The organism is Staphylococcus caledonicus (assembly GCF_016238465.1).
Classification (GTDB): domain Bacteria; phylum Bacillota; class Bacilli; order Staphylococcales; family Staphylococcaceae; genus Staphylococcus; species Staphylococcus caledonicus.
Map to the genome: position 1 here is coordinate 939,314 of NZ_JABTXV010000001.1, position 18,077 is coordinate 957,390.

The 18,077-nt window shown below is 32.3% G+C and carries 18 protein-coding genes; all 18 read right to left on the reverse strand.

Annotated features, from left to right (window positions below; translation table 11 throughout):
- Nucleotides 1-21: 21 nt before the first annotated feature.
- Nucleotides 22-2,724 carry a helicase C-terminal domain-containing protein gene (locus tag HS848_RS04700; protein WP_198611435.1) on the reverse strand — a complete coding sequence of 901 codons (2,703 nt, stop codon included), beginning with the start codon at nucleotides 2,722-2,724 and terminating at the stop codon, nucleotides 22-24.
- Between the two features lie 32 nt (nucleotides 2,725-2,756).
- Nucleotides 2,757-3,728 carry a biotin--[acetyl-CoA-carboxylase] ligase gene (locus HS848_RS04705; RefSeq protein ID WP_198611436.1) on the reverse strand — a complete coding sequence of 324 codons (972 nt, stop codon included), beginning with the start codon at nucleotides 3,726-3,728 and terminating at the stop codon, nucleotides 2,757-2,759.
- Entirely contained in the window at nucleotides 3,715-4,917 is a 1,203-nt protein-coding gene (locus HS848_RS04710) for a CCA tRNA nucleotidyltransferase (protein ID WP_198611437.1), read from the reverse strand. Before HS848_RS04710 ends, HS848_RS04705 begins: the two co-directional genes overlap by 14 nt.
- A 1-nt stretch (nucleotide 4,918) precedes the next feature.
- Nucleotides 4,919-6,049: an N-acetyl-alpha-D-glucosaminyl L-malate synthase BshA gene (gene bshA, locus HS848_RS04715; protein ID WP_107506148.1), complete on the reverse strand. Its 1,131-nt coding sequence runs from the start codon at nucleotides 6,047-6,049 to the stop codon at nucleotides 4,919-4,921.
- A gap of 31 nt (nucleotides 6,050-6,080) precedes the next feature.
- Nucleotides 6,081-6,398, reverse strand: coding sequence for a nucleotide pyrophosphohydrolase (locus HS848_RS04720; RefSeq protein WP_107508475.1), 318 nt, complete (start codon nucleotides 6,396-6,398; stop codon nucleotides 6,081-6,083).
- A 186-nt stretch (nucleotides 6,399-6,584) separates the two neighbouring features.
- Entirely contained in the window at nucleotides 6,585-7,283 is a 699-nt protein-coding gene (locus tag HS848_RS04725; protein WP_107506150.1) for a zinc metallopeptidase, read from the reverse strand.
- A gap of 44 nt (nucleotides 7,284-7,327) precedes the next feature.
- The gene (locus HS848_RS04730; RefSeq protein ID WP_198611438.1) at nucleotides 7,328-7,927 is read right to left on the reverse strand and encodes a DUF1405 domain-containing protein; all 600 of its coding nucleotides are present in this window, start codon (nucleotides 7,925-7,927) and stop codon (nucleotides 7,328-7,330) included.
- Nucleotides 7,928-7,958: 31 nt separating this feature from the next.
- Nucleotides 7,959-8,504 carry a YpiB family protein gene (locus HS848_RS04735; protein ID WP_408642059.1) on the reverse strand — a complete coding sequence of 182 codons (546 nt, stop codon included), beginning with the start codon at nucleotides 8,502-8,504 and terminating at the stop codon, nucleotides 7,959-7,961.
- Between the two features lie 4 nt (nucleotides 8,505-8,508).
- The gene (locus HS848_RS04740; protein WP_198611440.1) at nucleotides 8,509-9,753 is read right to left on the reverse strand and encodes a tetratricopeptide repeat protein; all 1,245 of its coding nucleotides are present in this window, start codon (nucleotides 9,751-9,753) and stop codon (nucleotides 8,509-8,511) included.
- Nucleotides 9,754-9,759: 6 nt separating this feature from the next.
- Complete coding sequence (aroA, locus tag HS848_RS04745; RefSeq protein ID WP_198611441.1) at nucleotides 9,760-11,058, reverse strand: 3-phosphoshikimate 1-carboxyvinyltransferase; 1,299 nt, start codon at nucleotides 11,056-11,058, stop codon at nucleotides 9,760-9,762.
- Between the two features lie 12 nt (nucleotides 11,059-11,070).
- Nucleotides 11,071-12,135, reverse strand: coding sequence for a 3-dehydroquinate synthase (aroB, locus tag HS848_RS04750; RefSeq protein ID WP_198611442.1), 1,065 nt, complete (start codon nucleotides 12,133-12,135; stop codon nucleotides 11,071-11,073).
- Nucleotides 12,136-12,168: 33 nt separating this feature from the next.
- Complete coding sequence (aroC, locus tag HS848_RS04755) at nucleotides 12,169-13,335, reverse strand: chorismate synthase (RefSeq protein WP_103165827.1); 1,167 nt, start codon at nucleotides 13,333-13,335, stop codon at nucleotides 12,169-12,171.
- Nucleotides 13,336-13,555: 220 nt separating this feature from the next.
- Nucleotides 13,556-14,005, reverse strand: a complete 450-nt coding sequence (gene ndk / locus HS848_RS04760; protein ID WP_107508482.1) for a nucleoside-diphosphate kinase — start codon at nucleotides 14,003-14,005, stop codon at nucleotides 13,556-13,558.
- A gap of 134 nt (nucleotides 14,006-14,139) precedes the next feature.
- Nucleotides 14,140-15,096, reverse strand: a complete 957-nt coding sequence (locus HS848_RS04765) for a polyprenyl synthetase family protein (RefSeq protein ID WP_107508483.1) — start codon at nucleotides 15,094-15,096, stop codon at nucleotides 14,140-14,142.
- 12 nt (nucleotides 15,097-15,108) lie between these two features.
- Nucleotides 15,109-15,828: a demethylmenaquinone methyltransferase gene (locus tag HS848_RS04770; RefSeq protein ID WP_107508484.1), complete on the reverse strand. Its 720-nt coding sequence runs from the start codon at nucleotides 15,826-15,828 to the stop codon at nucleotides 15,109-15,111.
- Nucleotides 15,821-16,408: a heptaprenyl pyrophosphate synthase subunit A gene (locus HS848_RS04775; RefSeq protein WP_107508485.1), complete on the reverse strand. Its 588-nt coding sequence runs from the start codon at nucleotides 16,406-16,408 to the stop codon at nucleotides 15,821-15,823. The genes HS848_RS04770 and HS848_RS04775 overlap by 8 nt, the downstream gene beginning before the upstream one ends.
- Nucleotides 16,409-16,622: 214 nt before the next feature.
- Nucleotides 16,623-16,895 carry an HU family DNA-binding protein gene (locus HS848_RS04780; RefSeq protein ID WP_002449794.1) on the reverse strand — a complete coding sequence of 91 codons (273 nt, stop codon included), beginning with the start codon at nucleotides 16,893-16,895 and terminating at the stop codon, nucleotides 16,623-16,625.
- 168 nt (nucleotides 16,896-17,063) lie between these two features.
- Nucleotides 17,064-18,062 (reverse strand): NAD(P)H-dependent glycerol-3-phosphate dehydrogenase, encoded by a 999-nt coding sequence (locus tag HS848_RS04785; RefSeq protein ID WP_107508356.1) that lies wholly within the window; start codon nucleotides 18,060-18,062, stop codon nucleotides 17,064-17,066.
- Nucleotides 18,063-18,077 lie beyond the last annotated feature (15 nt).

Consider the following 18,077-nt stretch of genomic DNA (forward strand, 5'->3'; position numbering starts at 1 on the left):
ATACGTATTCTCACTCAAATGCTAGGTGTTTTTATTGATATCTTGTTGTATTTTTTTAAGTAACTTACTAAATTGTTTAATATCGCCCTTTTTCTGGCTATAATTTTCAAGAGTTTGAGCGAAAAAGTTCTTATAATTACTATTTACAAGTCGATCATCGAAAGAGACGATTAATCCCTTATCATTTTCATTACGTATTAAGCGGCCTAAACCTTGTCTAAAACGTGTCACGGCATCAGGTAATACATAATCTTTAAATGTAGATTCAAATTCAGAATTCATTAACCAGTGTTTTGTATTGTATTTATTCATAAATGGTAATTTCGCAATCATAACACACTTAATGCCTTTAGCTTGATAATCAAAACCTTCAAAGAACGTAGAAGTACCAAGTAATATTGATTTTTCAAAGTTATTAAATTGTTGGACAATCTTATAGTTCTGATTTTGTTGTTGTGTTAAGACAACGTAATCCTCAAATGCAGGTAACTCATTTAATAATTCTTGAACCATAAGCATCATACGATAACTTGTGAAAAGTACTAAGCACTTAGATTCAGTTATAGTGATATATTCTTGAAGATAGTCTACTATAGACGCAACGTAATCATCGATATTCTTAAAGTTATATGATGCCACATCACTTGGTATATAAACATTCGTATTGTTGTGTTTGGCAAGTGGTGACTGAACTTGGTACGTGTTAAAGTGAATATCTTCGTTAAACCAATTTTTAAAGGCATCGAAAGAACGATTGAAAGTTAAAGTACCAGAAATAAAAGTTAAAGAATTAAACTTGTCTAAAACTCTAGTCGTTAACACATCTTTCACGTCATAATCTTTGACGATTAATCGTATTGTAGATTTCTGAGCTAGATTTTTAATAGATAGATAAGCAGTATGCTGAGCTTTTAAGCTTTGTTCAATATTTCTATAGTTATCATTGATGTATAATAATTGCTTACGTATCGTTTTTATTGTTTTGTGGTTCATGCCATTGAAAAATTCTAGGGTTTTATTGATTTTATCTACGATCGCATGTAAATCGTGAAGTATTTGAGTTGTATCAAATTCGAACACATAATGATAGCGATGGCTATCATCATCATGGACATCAGAATCTTTAATAATAGTATATAAATTATTGAATAGTCGTTCGTTCAATTCATGAATTTCATTGATATTTGTTTTTAGACCAAATACATCAATTGGGGCTATATCTAGACGTTCTAAAATACGACGTTGTTCTAATGTATCAATAGCATGTAAAAGTCGTTCATTTTCATTTTTACCAATTAAGCCTAATTGGTATTTTAAATCTGAATAATTGAGTTCATTGGTCACTTGATTTAATGCATAGTCAGGTAAACGATGCGCTTCGTCAATAATACAATCATCAAATAATTGATAAATTGAATTTTCATAATCAGAATGTATTAAATGAGCATGATTTGTAATTCCAATTTGAATATTATGAGCATTACGTTTTATATAATTATAGTAATGTATATCATGTCTTACAGGCACATACGTTTCAACTTTTTGGTCAAAATACATCTTTTGACCACCCTTTAGATTTAAATCTTGTATGTCGCCGGTTGTGGTCTCGGTAATCCAAATAAGTAACTGCATTTTTAAAATGTTAACCTCATAATTTGAGGTCTCATCTTTTAGTATTTGGCTAATTAAACCTAGTGATATATATTCGTTTTTACTTTTAATTAAAGCAGCATTAATTTTAAAATTTAACGCTTGATTCAAACTAGGTATGTCTTTTTGTAATAATTGATTTTGCAGCAATTTAGTATTTGTAGAGATCATTACATGACGCCCTGTTTCAATGTTATACATCAAGGCGGCAATTAAATAAGCAAGAGACTTTCCACTTCCTAGTGGCGCTTCAATCATAGCTTTATCATTATGCATCAATTGCTCTAAAATAATCTCAGACAAATAAAGTTGTTGAGGACGGTATGTAAGGTTCAACGCCTCTGTGACACTTGAGTATAGTTGTTTTAATGAACCGTTAAACTTAGTTTGAGGTGCTTTTAAATCAACTTGTTTTTTATAAATAATTTGCTCAAATTGTCCGAACCTATCATCTAAACTAGATTGATTGTGATGTCTTACCATTTCAAACAAGATATTAAATAAATCGTACTTAAGATTCTTACTTAAATAATATAGTTGCTTCAAGGTATCCAATGGTAGTTGTTCAAACTTTTTAAAAGCATTAATCATTAAATAAGCAGTAGTTGTAGCATCTTCATCAGCCCTATGCGCATTTACTAATGACACATTATGCGCTTCCGCTAATTCGCTAAGTTGGTAACTTTTATCAGTGGGAAATGCGATTTTAAAGAGCTCTAATGTATCAAGGACCTTTTTAGGTTGAAAAGTAATGTTATTTTGTTTAAAGGCTTTTTTTAAAAAATTTAAATCAAAATCTACATTATGTGCCACAAATATACAATCTTTAAGTTGATTATAAATTTCGTTCGCTACTTCATGAAAATAAGGTGCTTGTTCTAACATTGTTTCTTCAATTGAAGTTAGAGCTTGGATAAATGGCGGGATTTCTAAATCGGTACGAATCATTGAGTGATATGTCCCAGATATTTTATTATCTCGTACAAACGTAATACCAATTTGTATAATTTCATCGTAATCCAGTTGGTTTCCGGTCGTTTCTAAATCCACTACCGCAAAACTAGTATTTGCCATAATAAACTCTCCTTATCTTCATGTGTTTCTATTTAGATTTCGATATCGGCACTAATAAGGCGTCTTATCTGATCATTTTCATCTTTAACCATTAAGAAACCATCTTTATCAATATCAATCGCTTCACCGATGAATTGTTTTTTATTCTCAGTGAATTTCAATTTTCGCTGCCAAATATTTGAAGCTTCAATATACTCATCTCTAATTGATTCAAATGGTTGGTTTAAAAATTGATTGTACCGTTTTTCAATGGCTGAAATAAGTACTTTTAAAAAATCGTAGCGGTTTATTTTTTCATCACTATGCATTCGGATGCTTGTTGCTCTATGTTGAATATCTTCTGAAAAGTCTTCCGCTAAATGATTTAAGTTAATTCCAGTCCCACATATAATGGCTTCAATTGAATCATAATTTGCCACCATTTCTGTTAAAAATCCACACACTTTTTTATCATTAATATAGATATCATTAGGCCATTTAATTGCTACTTTATCTTTAGAAAATTGTTGAATCGCTTCTTTAATACCTAATGCAATGAATAGATTAAATTTTGGAATCATAGAGAACGGTATATGAGGTCTTAGTACTAATGACATCCATAGCCCTTTTCCTTTAGACGATGCCCAATTACGATTGAAGCGACCACGTCCTTTAGTTTGTTCATCGCTTAAGATAATCATAGTATCGTTATTTCCAACTAACGTTTGCTTAGCAATTGTTTGAGTAGACTCTACAGTATCATAAACATTGATAGATGTAACAAGCTGATTATCGCTTAAAATATGCGATACAATCCCACTATACCATTGGTCAGCCAATTGATTTAATTGATGTCCCTTATGATTGATAGAATCTATTTGGCAACCGTCCGCCTTTAATTGGTCTATCACCTTTTTAACAGCAGCTCTCGAGATATGTAATTCATCCGCTATATCTTGTCCTGAAATATATTCTGATTGATGCGTATAAAGTATTTTAATAACATCTTGGCTATATTTTGACATTGTCCTTCACCCATTCCAAAATTTCTTTTTTCACATTTTGAACTTTGTTAGTTATAATAGCACACTCAATTTCGCGAAGTACTTCCTTTATCCAAGGCCCACTCTTTTTATGAAAATAATTTAATAAATCTCCACCATTTATATTCATTTCTTTACGTTCTTGTATAGGAAGTTGCTGTGCTACTTCATTAATTGATTGCGTATTAACGATAAGTGGTGAGGATATGGCTAAATTATTCAGTGTTAATAATGATTGAATTGAAAATATCTCTAAAATGTTTTGTTCGCCATAATCATACACAAAAATTCTAAAAGCGTCCTTACTATTAACGTTTGGTAGTTCTAAGATAATCTTTTTATATAACTGAATCATACTTTTTTCTTTGTTACTAAGGTTGAGTACTGCCAAAGAAAGTTCAGATTGACTTTTTGCCATAAGAATTGCTAACCAAATTTCAAAAGATACCGGCACTGTGATAGTAGTTTCTGACATATCTAATTCTTTGAAAAATGGAACATAGTCAAATAAACCTAAATTTAAAGAATTATGATAACTTTGACTCACATTTTTACCTTTAATTAACTTTTTAAATTCAACTATAATCCGTTCAATTGAAAGATGTTCAATATCTGCAATTTGACCTTGCATTGCAGAATAAGTAGCTGCATCTAATGAAAATCCGAGTTGAGCTTGAAAACGTAATCCTCTAACAATACGCAAAGCATCTTCACTGAAACGTTCTTGAGCATTACCAACAGTACGTATGACTTGTTGATTAATATCTATTTGACCATCAAAATAATCGTAAACGTTATAGTTTCTATCCATAGCTATTGCATTAATCGTAAAGTCCCGTCGTTGTAAATCTTCTTTCAAGTCCCGAACAAAATAAACCTCGCTTGGTCTACGATGATCTAAATATTCAGCTTCCGCTCTAAAAGTTGTTACTTCATAATTTTCTTTGTTATAAACTACATTAACTGTGCCATGTTCTTTGCCTATTGGTATTGTTTTATCAAACATCTCTTCTACTTCATCAGGTGTGGCACTGGTAGTAATATCAATATCATGAATTACTCTATTCATTAGATAATCTCTAACAGATCCACCAACAAAATAAGCCTCAAACTCATTGTTTTCTATTGTTTCTAAAATGGGCTGTGCTTTTTCAAATAATTCTATTCCCATATTATTCCTCATCTTGATTTAACATTTTTCTATAATAATTTTCATATTGATCAGTGATTAGTTCTGAACCAAAGCGCTCTTTTACATCTTGTAACATATTTTGTTGCAGCTGTTTATATAATGAGTCGTCAGTAAGCAATTGTATTGCGTATTTACTAGCATTTTCGCTATCACCGATATCAACGATAAAGCCCGTTTCTTCATGCTTAATAACCTCTTTAATACCACCAGCATTAGAACCTATTGGTACAACACCTGTCTTCATTGCTTCAAGCAAAGTAAGGCCAAAACTTTCTTTTTCACTTAAAAGTAAAACTAAATCTGATAATTGATAAAATTTACTTACTTGGTCTTGTTTACCTAAAAATAGCACGCTATCTTCAATATTTAAATCTCTAGCCATTTTACGCATATCAAGCAATTCTGGTCCGTCACCTAATAGTAAGAGTTTACTTGGTATGTGTTTATGTACTTTTGCGAAAGTTTCTAAAATAGTATCTATACGTTTTACTCTTCTAAAATTAGATACATGAATAAGTACTTTCTCATCTGGTTGAATTCCATAGACTTCTTTAAGTTTTGTTTCACGACGTGTAGGAAATTCATTTTCACGTACAAAATTATAAATAGGAACAATCTCTTTATCAGTTTCAATAATTGATTTTGTTTGTTCGGCGAGTGAACGACTCACGCTTGTGACTATATCGCTTTTTTCAATACCAAACTTAATTGCTCCTTTTAAAGAATGATCATATCCAAGCACTGTAATGTCAGTTCCATGTAAAGTCGTCATTATTTTAATATCTTTACCGGACATTTGACGTGCCAAAATACCACATATCGCATGTGGAACAGCATAATGCATATGCAATATATCTAAATCGTATTCTTTAATAACTTCTGATATTTTTGTGCTTAACGTTATATCATATGGAGGGTATTGAAACACTGCGTATTGATTCACTTCTACTTGGTGAAACGTAATATTCGGCAGTGGTTTCCGAATTCTAAATGGAATATTTGAAGTGATGAAATGGACGTCATGACCTCTTTCTGCCATTTTAATACCTAATTCTGTGGCAATAATGCCTGAGCCGCCCATTGAGGGATAGCACGTTATACCAATTTTCATGATAGCGCCCTCCTTCTCTTTCTTTATTATCTTATTTACGCTCGAAGCGATCTTTATCACGAGTATTGAATTTATGCATGGTATCATTGAAACTTTCGGTCATATCTATTCCTAATGAGTTAGCTATGCAAAGTAAAACGAATAGATTATCACCTAGTTCAGCCTTAATCGTATTATCAGCTTCAGAATCTTTCTTTTTCTTCTCACCATGATAATGATTAATTTCTCTAGCTAATTCGCCGACCTCTTCTGTTAAACGTGCGAGATTGGCTAATGGAGAGAAATAACCTGCTTTAAATTGGCCTATATATTCGTCGACTTCATTTTGCATATCTTGCATTGATTTCATATCTATACTCCTTTATAAACATTTCTTAATTAGTATATATCATATTAATCAATCATGCATTTCATGAATTCGTAAAGTACAGATAAATTCCCCTTTTACTAGTGATTGATTAAATTAAGTGTAACTATACAAAAACTGGTAACCATTTCAAAATGGTTACCAGCATAATATAAATTCAATCGCTTATTAATTATCGCTCGCTCTAGCCATTAGAATAATTCTAACTAGCTCAGCAACAGCTGTTGCAGTTGCAGCAACATAAGTCATTGCAGCGGCAGATAATACTTTTTTCGCATGTTTATATTCTTTTTCATTCACTATATCTAGTGCGGTAATTTGTTTCATTGCTCTTGAACTTGCGTCAAATTCAACAGGTAATGTCACGATAGAGAATAAAACCGCTAGTGACATTAAACCAGCACCAATCCATAAAGCTGTAGAGCCGAATGCGCTACCCATTGCAGTAAGGATAATTCCTAACATAACAATCATGTAACTTAATGAACTCCCTACATTAGCTAATGGTACTAATGCTGTTCTAAAACGTAAGAAAGCATAACCTTGTTGGTGTTGAATAGCATGTCCAACTTCGTGTGCTGCAATAGCTGTACCAGCTACTGAAGGTCTATCGAAGTTTGCAGGAGATAAACAAACAACTTTTTTATTAGGATCATAGTGGTCAGTTAAAAAGCCTTGGCCTTTAACTACATCTACGTCGTAAATACCGTTAGCATGTAAAATTTCTTCCGCTACCTCACGGCCAGTTTTACCACTTGTAGATCTAACTTGAGAATATTTTTCATAATTTGATTTAACTTTATGTTGTGCCCACATTGGAATGAGCATAATAATGACAATATATATGATATAAGACACTATAGACAATAATTCCACTCTCCTTTAATAATATTTTACTGACTATCGTCTTTTTAATCAAATAATTTAACCGTTAAGAGACGGTTAAGAGAATAATACATAATTAAAGCAAACACACTTAACCAGAATGCAATATAACCGATTATAGCGCTATGTTCAGCGATAAAGCCGTAGTATGGGAACTTTCCTAGAACATAATCAATAAAGTCATTGTGAAAGACCCAAATCATTGCAACTAAAAACCCGCTACATGTGACTTTAAAACGTGGATAAAAATAAATAGCTTCTAACGCCATTATGCCATGACTCATAATTAAAAAGACATTCATTATTGTAATATCGTGATACATATTAATCATGATGATATTCATAATAACGGCCCATAATCCATATTTTAATAATGAAACAAATGCTAAGGCACCTATTATAGAATTACTTCTGTTTAAAAGTATAGTTATTATTGCTATACATAAAAATAGTGAAGCAATAGGACTATCGGGTATGAATGGTAAAAAATACCATTTTGTTTGGAACAGCTGATCACCGTACCATATAAACCCATATATTGTACCTAAAATGTTACATATTAGTAGGATAATTAAACTTAACCTATGATACAAAGTTAGTTCCCACATTTGTTTAAAAGTTAGCATAAACGTTAGTTCCTTCGTTGTTAAATAATTTTTAGTGTGTATTAAGCAGATTTAAAATTTGAGATAATTGATAAAATTGATGACGGTCATTCATCTGTAAACTTAAATCTATACTTTGTTGTAATTGTTCAATAAGTAAGTGCTTTTTATTAGGTTCTAATGATAGATGATGAATATTATCAAGGTATGCATCAAACTGAGAAGAATACATAAGTTGATTAATAATGACTTCGTTAAGTCGTCTATCAGTCGAGTGATATTTATCAAAATGAAACAATATATCGAATGGTCTACGTTGCGATATAACATAACTAAAAATTTCATTCGTATTGATAAGTGCCTGATTATCACGTGAAAGTTTAATAGCAGACATTTGAGAGTCTTTTAAACTTATTTCAAGTGTTTCATGGTTAGGTACTTTATGATTTACGAAATGAACATTATTTAACATCTCAGGAGAAGCTTTCAAGTAATTTAATATCCATACACTTATACGCGATTTAAAATGATAATGAAACAAAGCATATTCTATATAGCTTTGTTTCATTTTGAAAAGTGTTTGATTCAAGACATTCACCTACTTAGTAATCCAAACGGCTTGCTTCTTCATGCCATGTTTCATTGCTTGGATCAAGCTCTAACAATTCATTAAGAATTAATTTACCTTGGTCTTTTTGACCTATTTCAGTTAAGTAGAAGTAATAATCACTTAGGAATGCACTTTGAGATTTCAATGTAGGATAAGCAAGCGTGAAGAAGTGTTGTGCTTCAGTATCTCGCTCTTCTTGACCATAGGCATGTGCTAAGTGCCACATAAATACAGGATCTAAATCTTCTTCGTCAACGTAAGAAAGTAATCCAATAATAGCCTCGTAATCTTCTTCATTACGGAATAAATCACTTAAGATTAATAACGGTTCATGATAACCATTATCTACTTCAAGTGCTTGTTTTAATAATTCAACACCTTCATTAGCATCGCCATGTTCTATTTCAAGACTACCAGTCGAAACCATTAATTCTTTGTAGAATTGGTTTAAACGTAACCCCTCTTTACCAGTCTCAATAGCATCAGGATAGTTCTTTTCATTTTCATATAATGATTGTAAATAAAAGTAGCCTTGAATGAAATCAGGGTCTTTAGACAATAGATTAGTCATAATCTTAATTGCTTCTTGCGTAATTTCGTTCTTTTCATAGGCAATTGCTTTTTTGAAGAAATCTTCAGAGGCCATTTCGTCTTCATTAATTTCATCATATAAATGAATGGCATCACTATAATTTCCGCTTTGTAGTGCACAATCAGCCATACGTGCAAATAGGTTGACCCCATTCACTTCGTACTCACCAGTATCTAAGACAACTTCATATTCGTGTGTAGCGCGTAAATATTGACCATCGAAATATAATAACTCAGCTAATGCAAAATGAATGATTGGATCATTAGGTTCTAATTCACGTGCTTCAGTGAGTTTATCTATAGCAACTTCAGTCATATTAATTTGTTGATATAAGTCAGCTTCTAGCATTAGCTTTTCAGTTGAAAGCGTAACTTGACTTAGGTATTCTAGCGCTTCATCAGTTTGATTTTCAGCCATTAAGCCCTCAATAAAGTAAATCAATAGTTCACTCTCATCAGGATATTTGTGGTAAAGCGCTCTAAATACTTCTAGTCCTTGAGGTGTCAAACCAAAGTTATATAAGGTCTCCCCTAGAATAAATAAAGCATCATCATTGTTAGAATTCAATGCCTCATTCACACGTGAGTCTAGATTGTCTATTTTTTGAAGATTAATATCATCTATTAATTTATAGATATCTTCCATAATGTATTATCCCTCATTTTCTAAAAGCTTTAATTTGGGCAAGAAACCTGGAAACGATACATTGACTGCATCAAATTGACGTATAGTAAGAGGCTCGTTGCTTAAAAGTGACGCGATAGCCAACATCATGCCAATACGATGATCCGTCATACTGCTCACTGTAGCGGAACGTGTAAATGTAGATGGATGAATAATTAGTCCGTCGGCAGTAGGTTGTAATTCAAAGCCTAATAAGCCAAGCATATCTGCAGTTGTATCGATACGATTTGTTTCTTTAACCTTCAATTCTTCTGCATCTTTAATGATACTAGTACCTGACGCTTGAGTACATAATAATGCAACAATTGGTAATTCATCAATTGCTTTAGGTACTAATTCACCTTCGATATGAATAGGTTTCAAATTCGGTGTATAGCGTATGCGAATAGATGCAGTAGGTTCCGAGGTTTTAGTAATATTGAATAAGTCAATATTACCACCCATTTGTTGGACGATTTCTATAATACCTGAACGTGTCGGGTTGATGCCAACATTATGAATTGTAATATCACTTCCAGGTGTAATAAGCGCTGCAACGATAAAGAATGCTGCTGAAGAAATATCTCCAGGTACGTGAAAGTCTTTGGCTTGAATATTCTCAATTGCGTTTGCAGATGTAGTAATAATATTCTGTTCAACTTGTAATGGAATATTATAATGTTCAAACATCGTTTCGGTGTGATTACGCGTAATGTCAATTTCAGTTATTTTAGATGATTCTTTTGAAAATAAACTAGAAAATAAAATAGCACTTTTTACTTGTGCACTCGCTACTTCCATTTGGTAATTAATACCTTTAATAGAAGCGGGTTTAATGATTAAAGGTGTGTAATTATTATCAATACCGTTAATATGCGCCCCCATTAGTGTTAAAGGCTTAATAACCCGATCCATTGGTCGTTTACCTATAGATGCATCTCCAGATAACACACACTCAATACCTAAACCACTCAATAAACCAGCTAATAAGCGAGTTGTAGTACCTGAATTACCTGTGTAAAGCGTTTGATGTGGCGTTTCAAAATTTTGATATCCTGGAGAATGAATAATAATTTTTTCATCTTCAATGCGAATATCTACACCTAGTAATTTGAAAATATCAATTGTACGTTGACAATCTTCCCCTAGTAAAGGCTTATAGATAGTAGATGTACCGGTAGCTAAGGAGGATAACATAATTGCTCTATGTGTCATAGATTTATCGCCAGGTACTTCTATTTCGCCTACTAAAGGGCCATGTATATCAATTATTTGTTCGTTTGTCATTATCCTCTTCACCTACTTTAATAATGATTGCAATTCGTTAAACGCTGTAATTAATACATTTTTTTCAACATGACGAACATGAGGCTTACCTAACGCTTCAAGCAATACCATTTGGATGCCTTGTTCATCATTCTTTTTATCTAATAACATATAGTGATACATTTCCTCAAAGTCTAATGTTTCCACTATTGAAGTTGGATAATGAAGTTCTTTAATATAATTTGCAAAATGATGCGTATCGAATTGAGCGCCCATTACTTCATTAGAAATAATAAATTGGTAAATTATACCAATCATGATGGCGTGGCCATGAGGAATTTTATACTTATATTCTATCGCATGGCCCAATGTATGCCCTAAATTTAAGTATTTACGCATATTATGTTCTTTTTCATCTTTAATAATAATATTTAACTTAGTTTTAATCCCTTTAAAGATAAATTGGTCCATCTCTTCTAATGATTGTAATTTTTCTTTTGTTGAAAAGTGCTTTTCAATGTCATCTACTGCAACTTGTCCGGTTAAAAGTGCGTGTTTATATATTTCAGCATAGCCACTTAATACTTCTTCGTAAGGCAAAGTTTGTAAAAAATCTAAATCATAAATGACTGCTTTAGGTCTATAAAATGCACCAATAAGATTTTTAACGTGAGATGAATTAATACCGACCTTACCCCCAACACTAGAATCATGAGCTAATATTGTAGTTGGAACCTGAATAAAATCAACGCCTCTTAATAGAGTTGCCGCTAAAAAGCCAGTCAAGTCGCCAGTTGCTCCACCACCTATGGCTAATAAGCAAGTGTTACGCGTAACGTTATAACTTAATAGTTGTTCTAGTGTTTGCTGATAATGTTCGAAAGTTTTCATTTTTTCGCCAGCTGGCATAACTAACTTATAAACGTTAGGACTTTTAAGTAAAGGTTCAAATTGTTGTTTAAAGTTAAAATCAACATATTCATCTATGATTAAAAATGCTTTATCATATTCCTGAATGTAATCAGACAAATAAGAAATTGCATGATGCTCTACGATAATCGGGTAATTATTACTATGATACGTTGTTTGTAATTGCATGTAAAAAACCTCGTTTCTTACTGTTCTTATTAATTAAAATTCAATATTTAACTTTCTGCGTTCTTTAATTTGTTCTTTTAATTGATCGATATGATTTGATTGGAACTCTTCTAATAATGCTTTTGCCACTTCAAAAGCAACCACGTGTTCACATACTACACTTGCTGCAGGGACTGCACAACTGTCTGAACGTTCAATCGTAGCCTTAAAGTCTTCTTTCGTATTAATATCTACGGAATTTAATGGTTTATATAAAGTTGGTATAGGTTTCATCACACCGTTTACGATAATTGGCATACCATTCGTCATGCCACCTTCAAATCCGCCTAAGTGATTAGATCCTCTATAGAATCCTCTCTCTGAATTATATAAGATTTCGTCTTGAATTTGGCTACCAGGCTTTTCAGCTGCTTTAAAACCTTCTCCAAAACTTACGCCTTTAAATGCATTAATACTTACCACGCCCTGAGCAATTCGGCCGTCTAATTTACGATCGTATTGAACATAGCTACCGATTCCAATAGGCATGTTTTCTACCATAACTTGAACGACGCCACCAATTGAGTCGCCCTCTTTTTTAGCTTCATCGATTTTATCTCTCATTTGTTGCGCAATAGTATCATCAATCACGCGCACATCATTTTTATCAATATTTTGTTTGAATGTTTCAGTGTCGTATAATCCTTCATCCTTAACGCCACCAATTTCTACTACACGACTATACATTTGAATGTCTAGTTGTTGTAATAAAATCTTTGAAACAGCTCCCACTGCTACACGTGCTGCGGTTTCTCTAGCAGAAGAACGTTCTAATACATTTCTTAAATCGCGATGATTATATTTCATGCCACCGATTAAATCAGCATGACCAGGACGAGGTTTAGTAATGGTACGTTTCATATTTTCACGTTCTTCATCAGTAATAGGCTCAACACCCATGATTTTTCTCCAATGAGTAAAATCATCATTCGTAACAACAATTGTAATCGGGCTTCCTAACGTGTAACCATTTCTAACACCAGAAACAATTTCTACAGCGTCTTTTTCGATTTGCATTCTACGCCCTCTACCGTAGCCACCTTGACGCTTAAACATTTCCTTATTAATATCTTCAGCTTTAATTTTTAAATTGGCAGGTACACCTTCAATAATGACTGTTAATTGAGGGCCGTGTGATTCTCCTGATGTTAAATATCTCATGAGCACAAGCTCCTTTCTCTTTACTACGTTAAATTATGATATGTGTTATCATATCATATTCAGTGTATTTACATAACGGTTGGAAAACGCTTAAATTAAAATTATTTGAAAATTCAAACAAATATCCGATTATATCTTCTTGAAATTAAGAAATTAAAAAGCAGGACCTCATTCATATGAATAGATTGTCCTGCTTTATTATTAGTCTATTGTTAATTGATTATTCGTATAACCATGTGTCTCTTGGTGATTCATAATTGCTTAACTCATCTTCTTTAAACCATAAATTAATTTCTCGTTCGGCAGATTCAACTGAGTCAGAACCATGAATGACGTTTCTACCTACTGTTAATCCTAAATCTCCTCTTATTGAACCAGGAGTTGCTTCTGAAGGATTTGTTTTACCTATAATATGTCTTGAAACGTCTACAGCATCTTCACCTTCAACGACCATTGCAAATACTGGCGCTGAGGTAATGAATGAAATAAGTTTACCGTAGAAAGGTCTTTCAACATGTTCCGCGTAGTGCTCTTCTGCTAACGATTGTGGCACTGTCATTAATTTAGCTCCCACAAGTTTTAATCCTTTACGTTCAATTCTAGAAATAATTTCCCCAATTAAATTACGTTGTACAGCATCTGGTTTAATCATTAAAAATGTTCTCTCCATCACACTTCATCCCCTTGTTTGTTTATCTTTCGTTATTCAGTGTTGTTAAATATGTATTTAACTATCAATAAAAATAAAACCTGTTACTAGTTTATAGTAACAGGTTGGTAAAGCGCTTTCAATACAGTTTTATTCTAAACGTTTCGGGAACCCATTTTCTTTATCAATTTTACAAAAAGATTTTGAGCATTAGGTTCTTCGAGTTGATCGATTAATTTTAAAGCTTTAGCAAGATAGCGATCACTAATTCTTTTAGATGTCTTTATACTATCTGAATTTTTTACTCTTTCAATAATAGGCTCAAATACTTCAGTACTTGTATTATGGTTAAGTGATGCAATCTGTTGCTTAAATGAGTTATCACTTCTCATTTCGAGTAGTACTGGTAAAGTAATATGGCCATTCATTAAATCACTACCCACAGGCTTTCCAAGTTTCTTTTCAGAACTAGTGAAATCTAAAATATCATCGACAATTTGGAAACTCATACCTATATAATGGCCAATCATTTTTAATTTTCGAACTGTCTCATCATCAGCTTCAGAAGTAATCGCACCAACTTCAGTTGCTAATTGGATAAGTAAGGCAGTTTTACGATTAATACGACGTAAATAATTAGTTATAGTTTGTTCACTATTGAATTGATCTTGAAATTGGAATAGCTCGCCCCTACAAACATCTACTATTGAATTAGATATAATATGGTGGATGCGATTATCCTGTATTTCGGATAGATGATGTAAGCCTAAAGCAAGTAAAAAGTTTCCAGTTAAAATAGCCGTTGTAACATCCCATTTTTTTACTATAGTTAAACGGCCTCTACGCTTATCGCTTTTATCAATGACATCATCATGAACAAGTGTAGCCATATGAATTAATTCTAAAGCTACAGCTACACGATAAGTATCTTCAGTATTCTTTTTTGGACCGAATTGACTACTTAATATAACAAACGCTGGTCTAACGCGTTTCCCTCCTGATGATAGTAAATGAAATGTAGCTTCTTGTAACACCGGATCATTACTTTTAATAGCTTCTTGGAGGCGTTTTTCTACATTTTTAATTTCACTATTCATGTTTAACTTTGCCACATTAATCACCTTTTATTTAGAAGAACTTTTTTGTTTATAGCCTAGGTGCATTGCAGCAACGCCACCTGTGAAGCTACGGATTTTAATATTATTAAATCCAGCTTGTTCAAACATACGTTTTAACTTTTCTTTATTAGGAAAATTAAACGTCGATTGTTGTAACCATTCATACTCTTCTTTAGATTTGGCAAATAATTTACCAAATACAGGCATAACAAATTTAAAGTATAGTTTATAGACTTGTTTAAAGACGGGCATAGTAGGTTGACTTGTTTCTAAACATACTACCATACCACCAGGTTTTAGCACACGATTCATTTCTTTTAGGGCAGCTAAATAATCAGGGACGTTACGAAGCCCAAAACCAATAGTGACATAATCGAATGAATTATCTTCAAATGGTAAGCTCATTGCATCGCCATGGACTAAATGGATATTATCCATAGTTTTAGTTTTTTCTTTACCAACTTCAAGCATATTTTCACTAAAATCTAATCCTGTAACTTCGCCATGTGGCCCTACTGCTTTACTAAGAGCAATTGTCCAATCGGCAGTACCACAACATACATCTAGAGCTTTGCTCCCTGGTTTAACGTTCATTGTTTTCATGACATGTTTACGCCAAACCTTATGTTGTTCGAAACTAATAATATTGTTTAAACGATCGTATTTTTTTGAAATATTTTGAAAGACTGTATGAACTTGTTCTTTTTTTGCATTATTTTCAGCCATTTTTATTACCTCTACTTTTTTCTATATAGCTTTGATTAATATCTTTAATAAATTGATGAACTTCATTTTCATTATACATTTTCAAGTAAGATGGATAATACGTATCGACATCTTTGAAAAGGTATTTATATATATCAACTTCCGATAAGTTTTTGTCACCAAAATGGGACAATGTTATATATGGGAAAATTGTTTCTATTTCAATAATGGTTTCATAAATATCATTTAATTCTAGAGATTGGTAATGTAAAGATGATTTTAACTCATTAGACTTAACGATAGCCTTACTCATAGCCAATTGAAATTTAGGTTCATTAATTTCAGCTAATAAAGTATAAAAATGGGCACTTAATAAATCTCCAATCAATATTGATTTCTTTGATAATTTATTATATGAAATCTTGTCAAGATGCTTCATTGAAGTATCGATAGTGAGGCAAGCAAGTTTAGCATTTTCAGGGATATCAAATCTATCCAGTAAATCGCTTAAATTACTATTGATATCAATTGATTCATAATTATTGATACCCTTAAGCCTTTGATCAATTTGTCTCTTTAATATGCTTAATGTTCTTTCCATGTTCACACCTCACGTTATTATCACTATACATCTTAACATTATATACATAAAAATAAAATATAGTGATTTAGTGTGAATCAAACTTTATTTTATAATTAAGAGAAATTAAGTTTATTTGAAGAAAGTAATTAAACTAACACATATATAATAACTTAATCGTTTTAAATTTTATGTATAAAAATAAAAAAGCCCTTATGTAGGGCTTTTAAGTAAATTATTTAACAGCATCTTTTAATGCTTTACCAGCTTTAAATGCTGGAACTTTACTTGCAGGGATTTCGATTTCTTTACCTGTTTGAGGGTTACGTCCTTTACGTGCAGCACGTTCACGTACCTCAAAGTTTCCGAAACCAATTAATTGAACTTTTTCACCTTTTGAAAGTGAGTTTTGAATTGATTCGAAAACAGCATCTACAGCAGAACCAGCTTCTTTTTTAGTTAAGTCAGCTTGTTCAGCAACTGCATTAATTAAGTCAGTTTTATTCATTACGAGTTCACCTCCAGATGAATGATAATGATATCTTTATATCATTATGCTATGACTTTAACACAATGATTAACGTCACCGCAATGATTTATACGCTTAAAACACTGAAATATCAGTATTTATACATAAAACTTTTAAAAAATAGCTATTAAAGTGTAATATAACACATTATTCTGCTTTCTTGTCGCGTCCCATTAAATCTCTTACGCTATCTTTCACAGGTTTATCTTCAAATAAAACTTTATATAATGCATTAGTAATCGGCATATCTACATGTTGTTCTTTAGCTAAATGATAAACAGAATTAGTTGTGTTGATTCCTTCAACGACCATATCCATTTCATTTAAAGCTTCTTCAGTAGTTTGACCTTTACCTAATTTATAACCTAAAGTGTAGTTTCTAGAATGTGTTGATGTACATGTTACTATTAAATCGCCGATACCTCCGAGACCTAAAAATGTCATAGGGTCGGCGCCTAATTTTTCACCTAATCTACTTATTTCAGCTAAACCTCTTGTCATTAATGCAGCTTTTGCATTATCTCCATAACCGATTCCGGCAACGATACCACTAGCAACGGCAATAATATTTTTTAAAGCACCGCCTAATTCAACACCTACTAAATCATTATTTGTATATACACGTAAATAATCATTCATAAATAAATCTTGAATTAATTGGCTAATGTGTTCATCTTTTGAGGATGCCGCAACTGTAGTAGGCTGTTTAATCACTACTTCTTCGGCATGACTTGGCCCAGATAATACACCTATACCACCGTTATGAGCTTCAGAAATTGAGTCTTCAATCATTTCTGACACACGTTTAAAGGTTTTGTTTTCAATACCTTTAGCTACATGGATAAATGTTTTTTTAGAATCAATAAGTTGGTCAATTTGTTCAGTAACCTCTCTGATTGCTTTCGTCGGTAATGCCATTAAATAAACATCAGAGAACTCTGTAGCTTCCTTTAGGTTACTTGTAGCTTTAATAGTATGATTTAACTGTGCACTTTTTAAATAACGTTTATTTTGATGATGGTCGTTAAGTTCTTTTACACTGTCCTCATTTTTTCCCCACATTAAAACAGTGTGTCCATTTTCAGCTAGCACATTTGCTAACGCAGTACCAAAACTCCCCATACCAAATATTGTAATTTTAGTCATAGTTAAGTCTCCTTT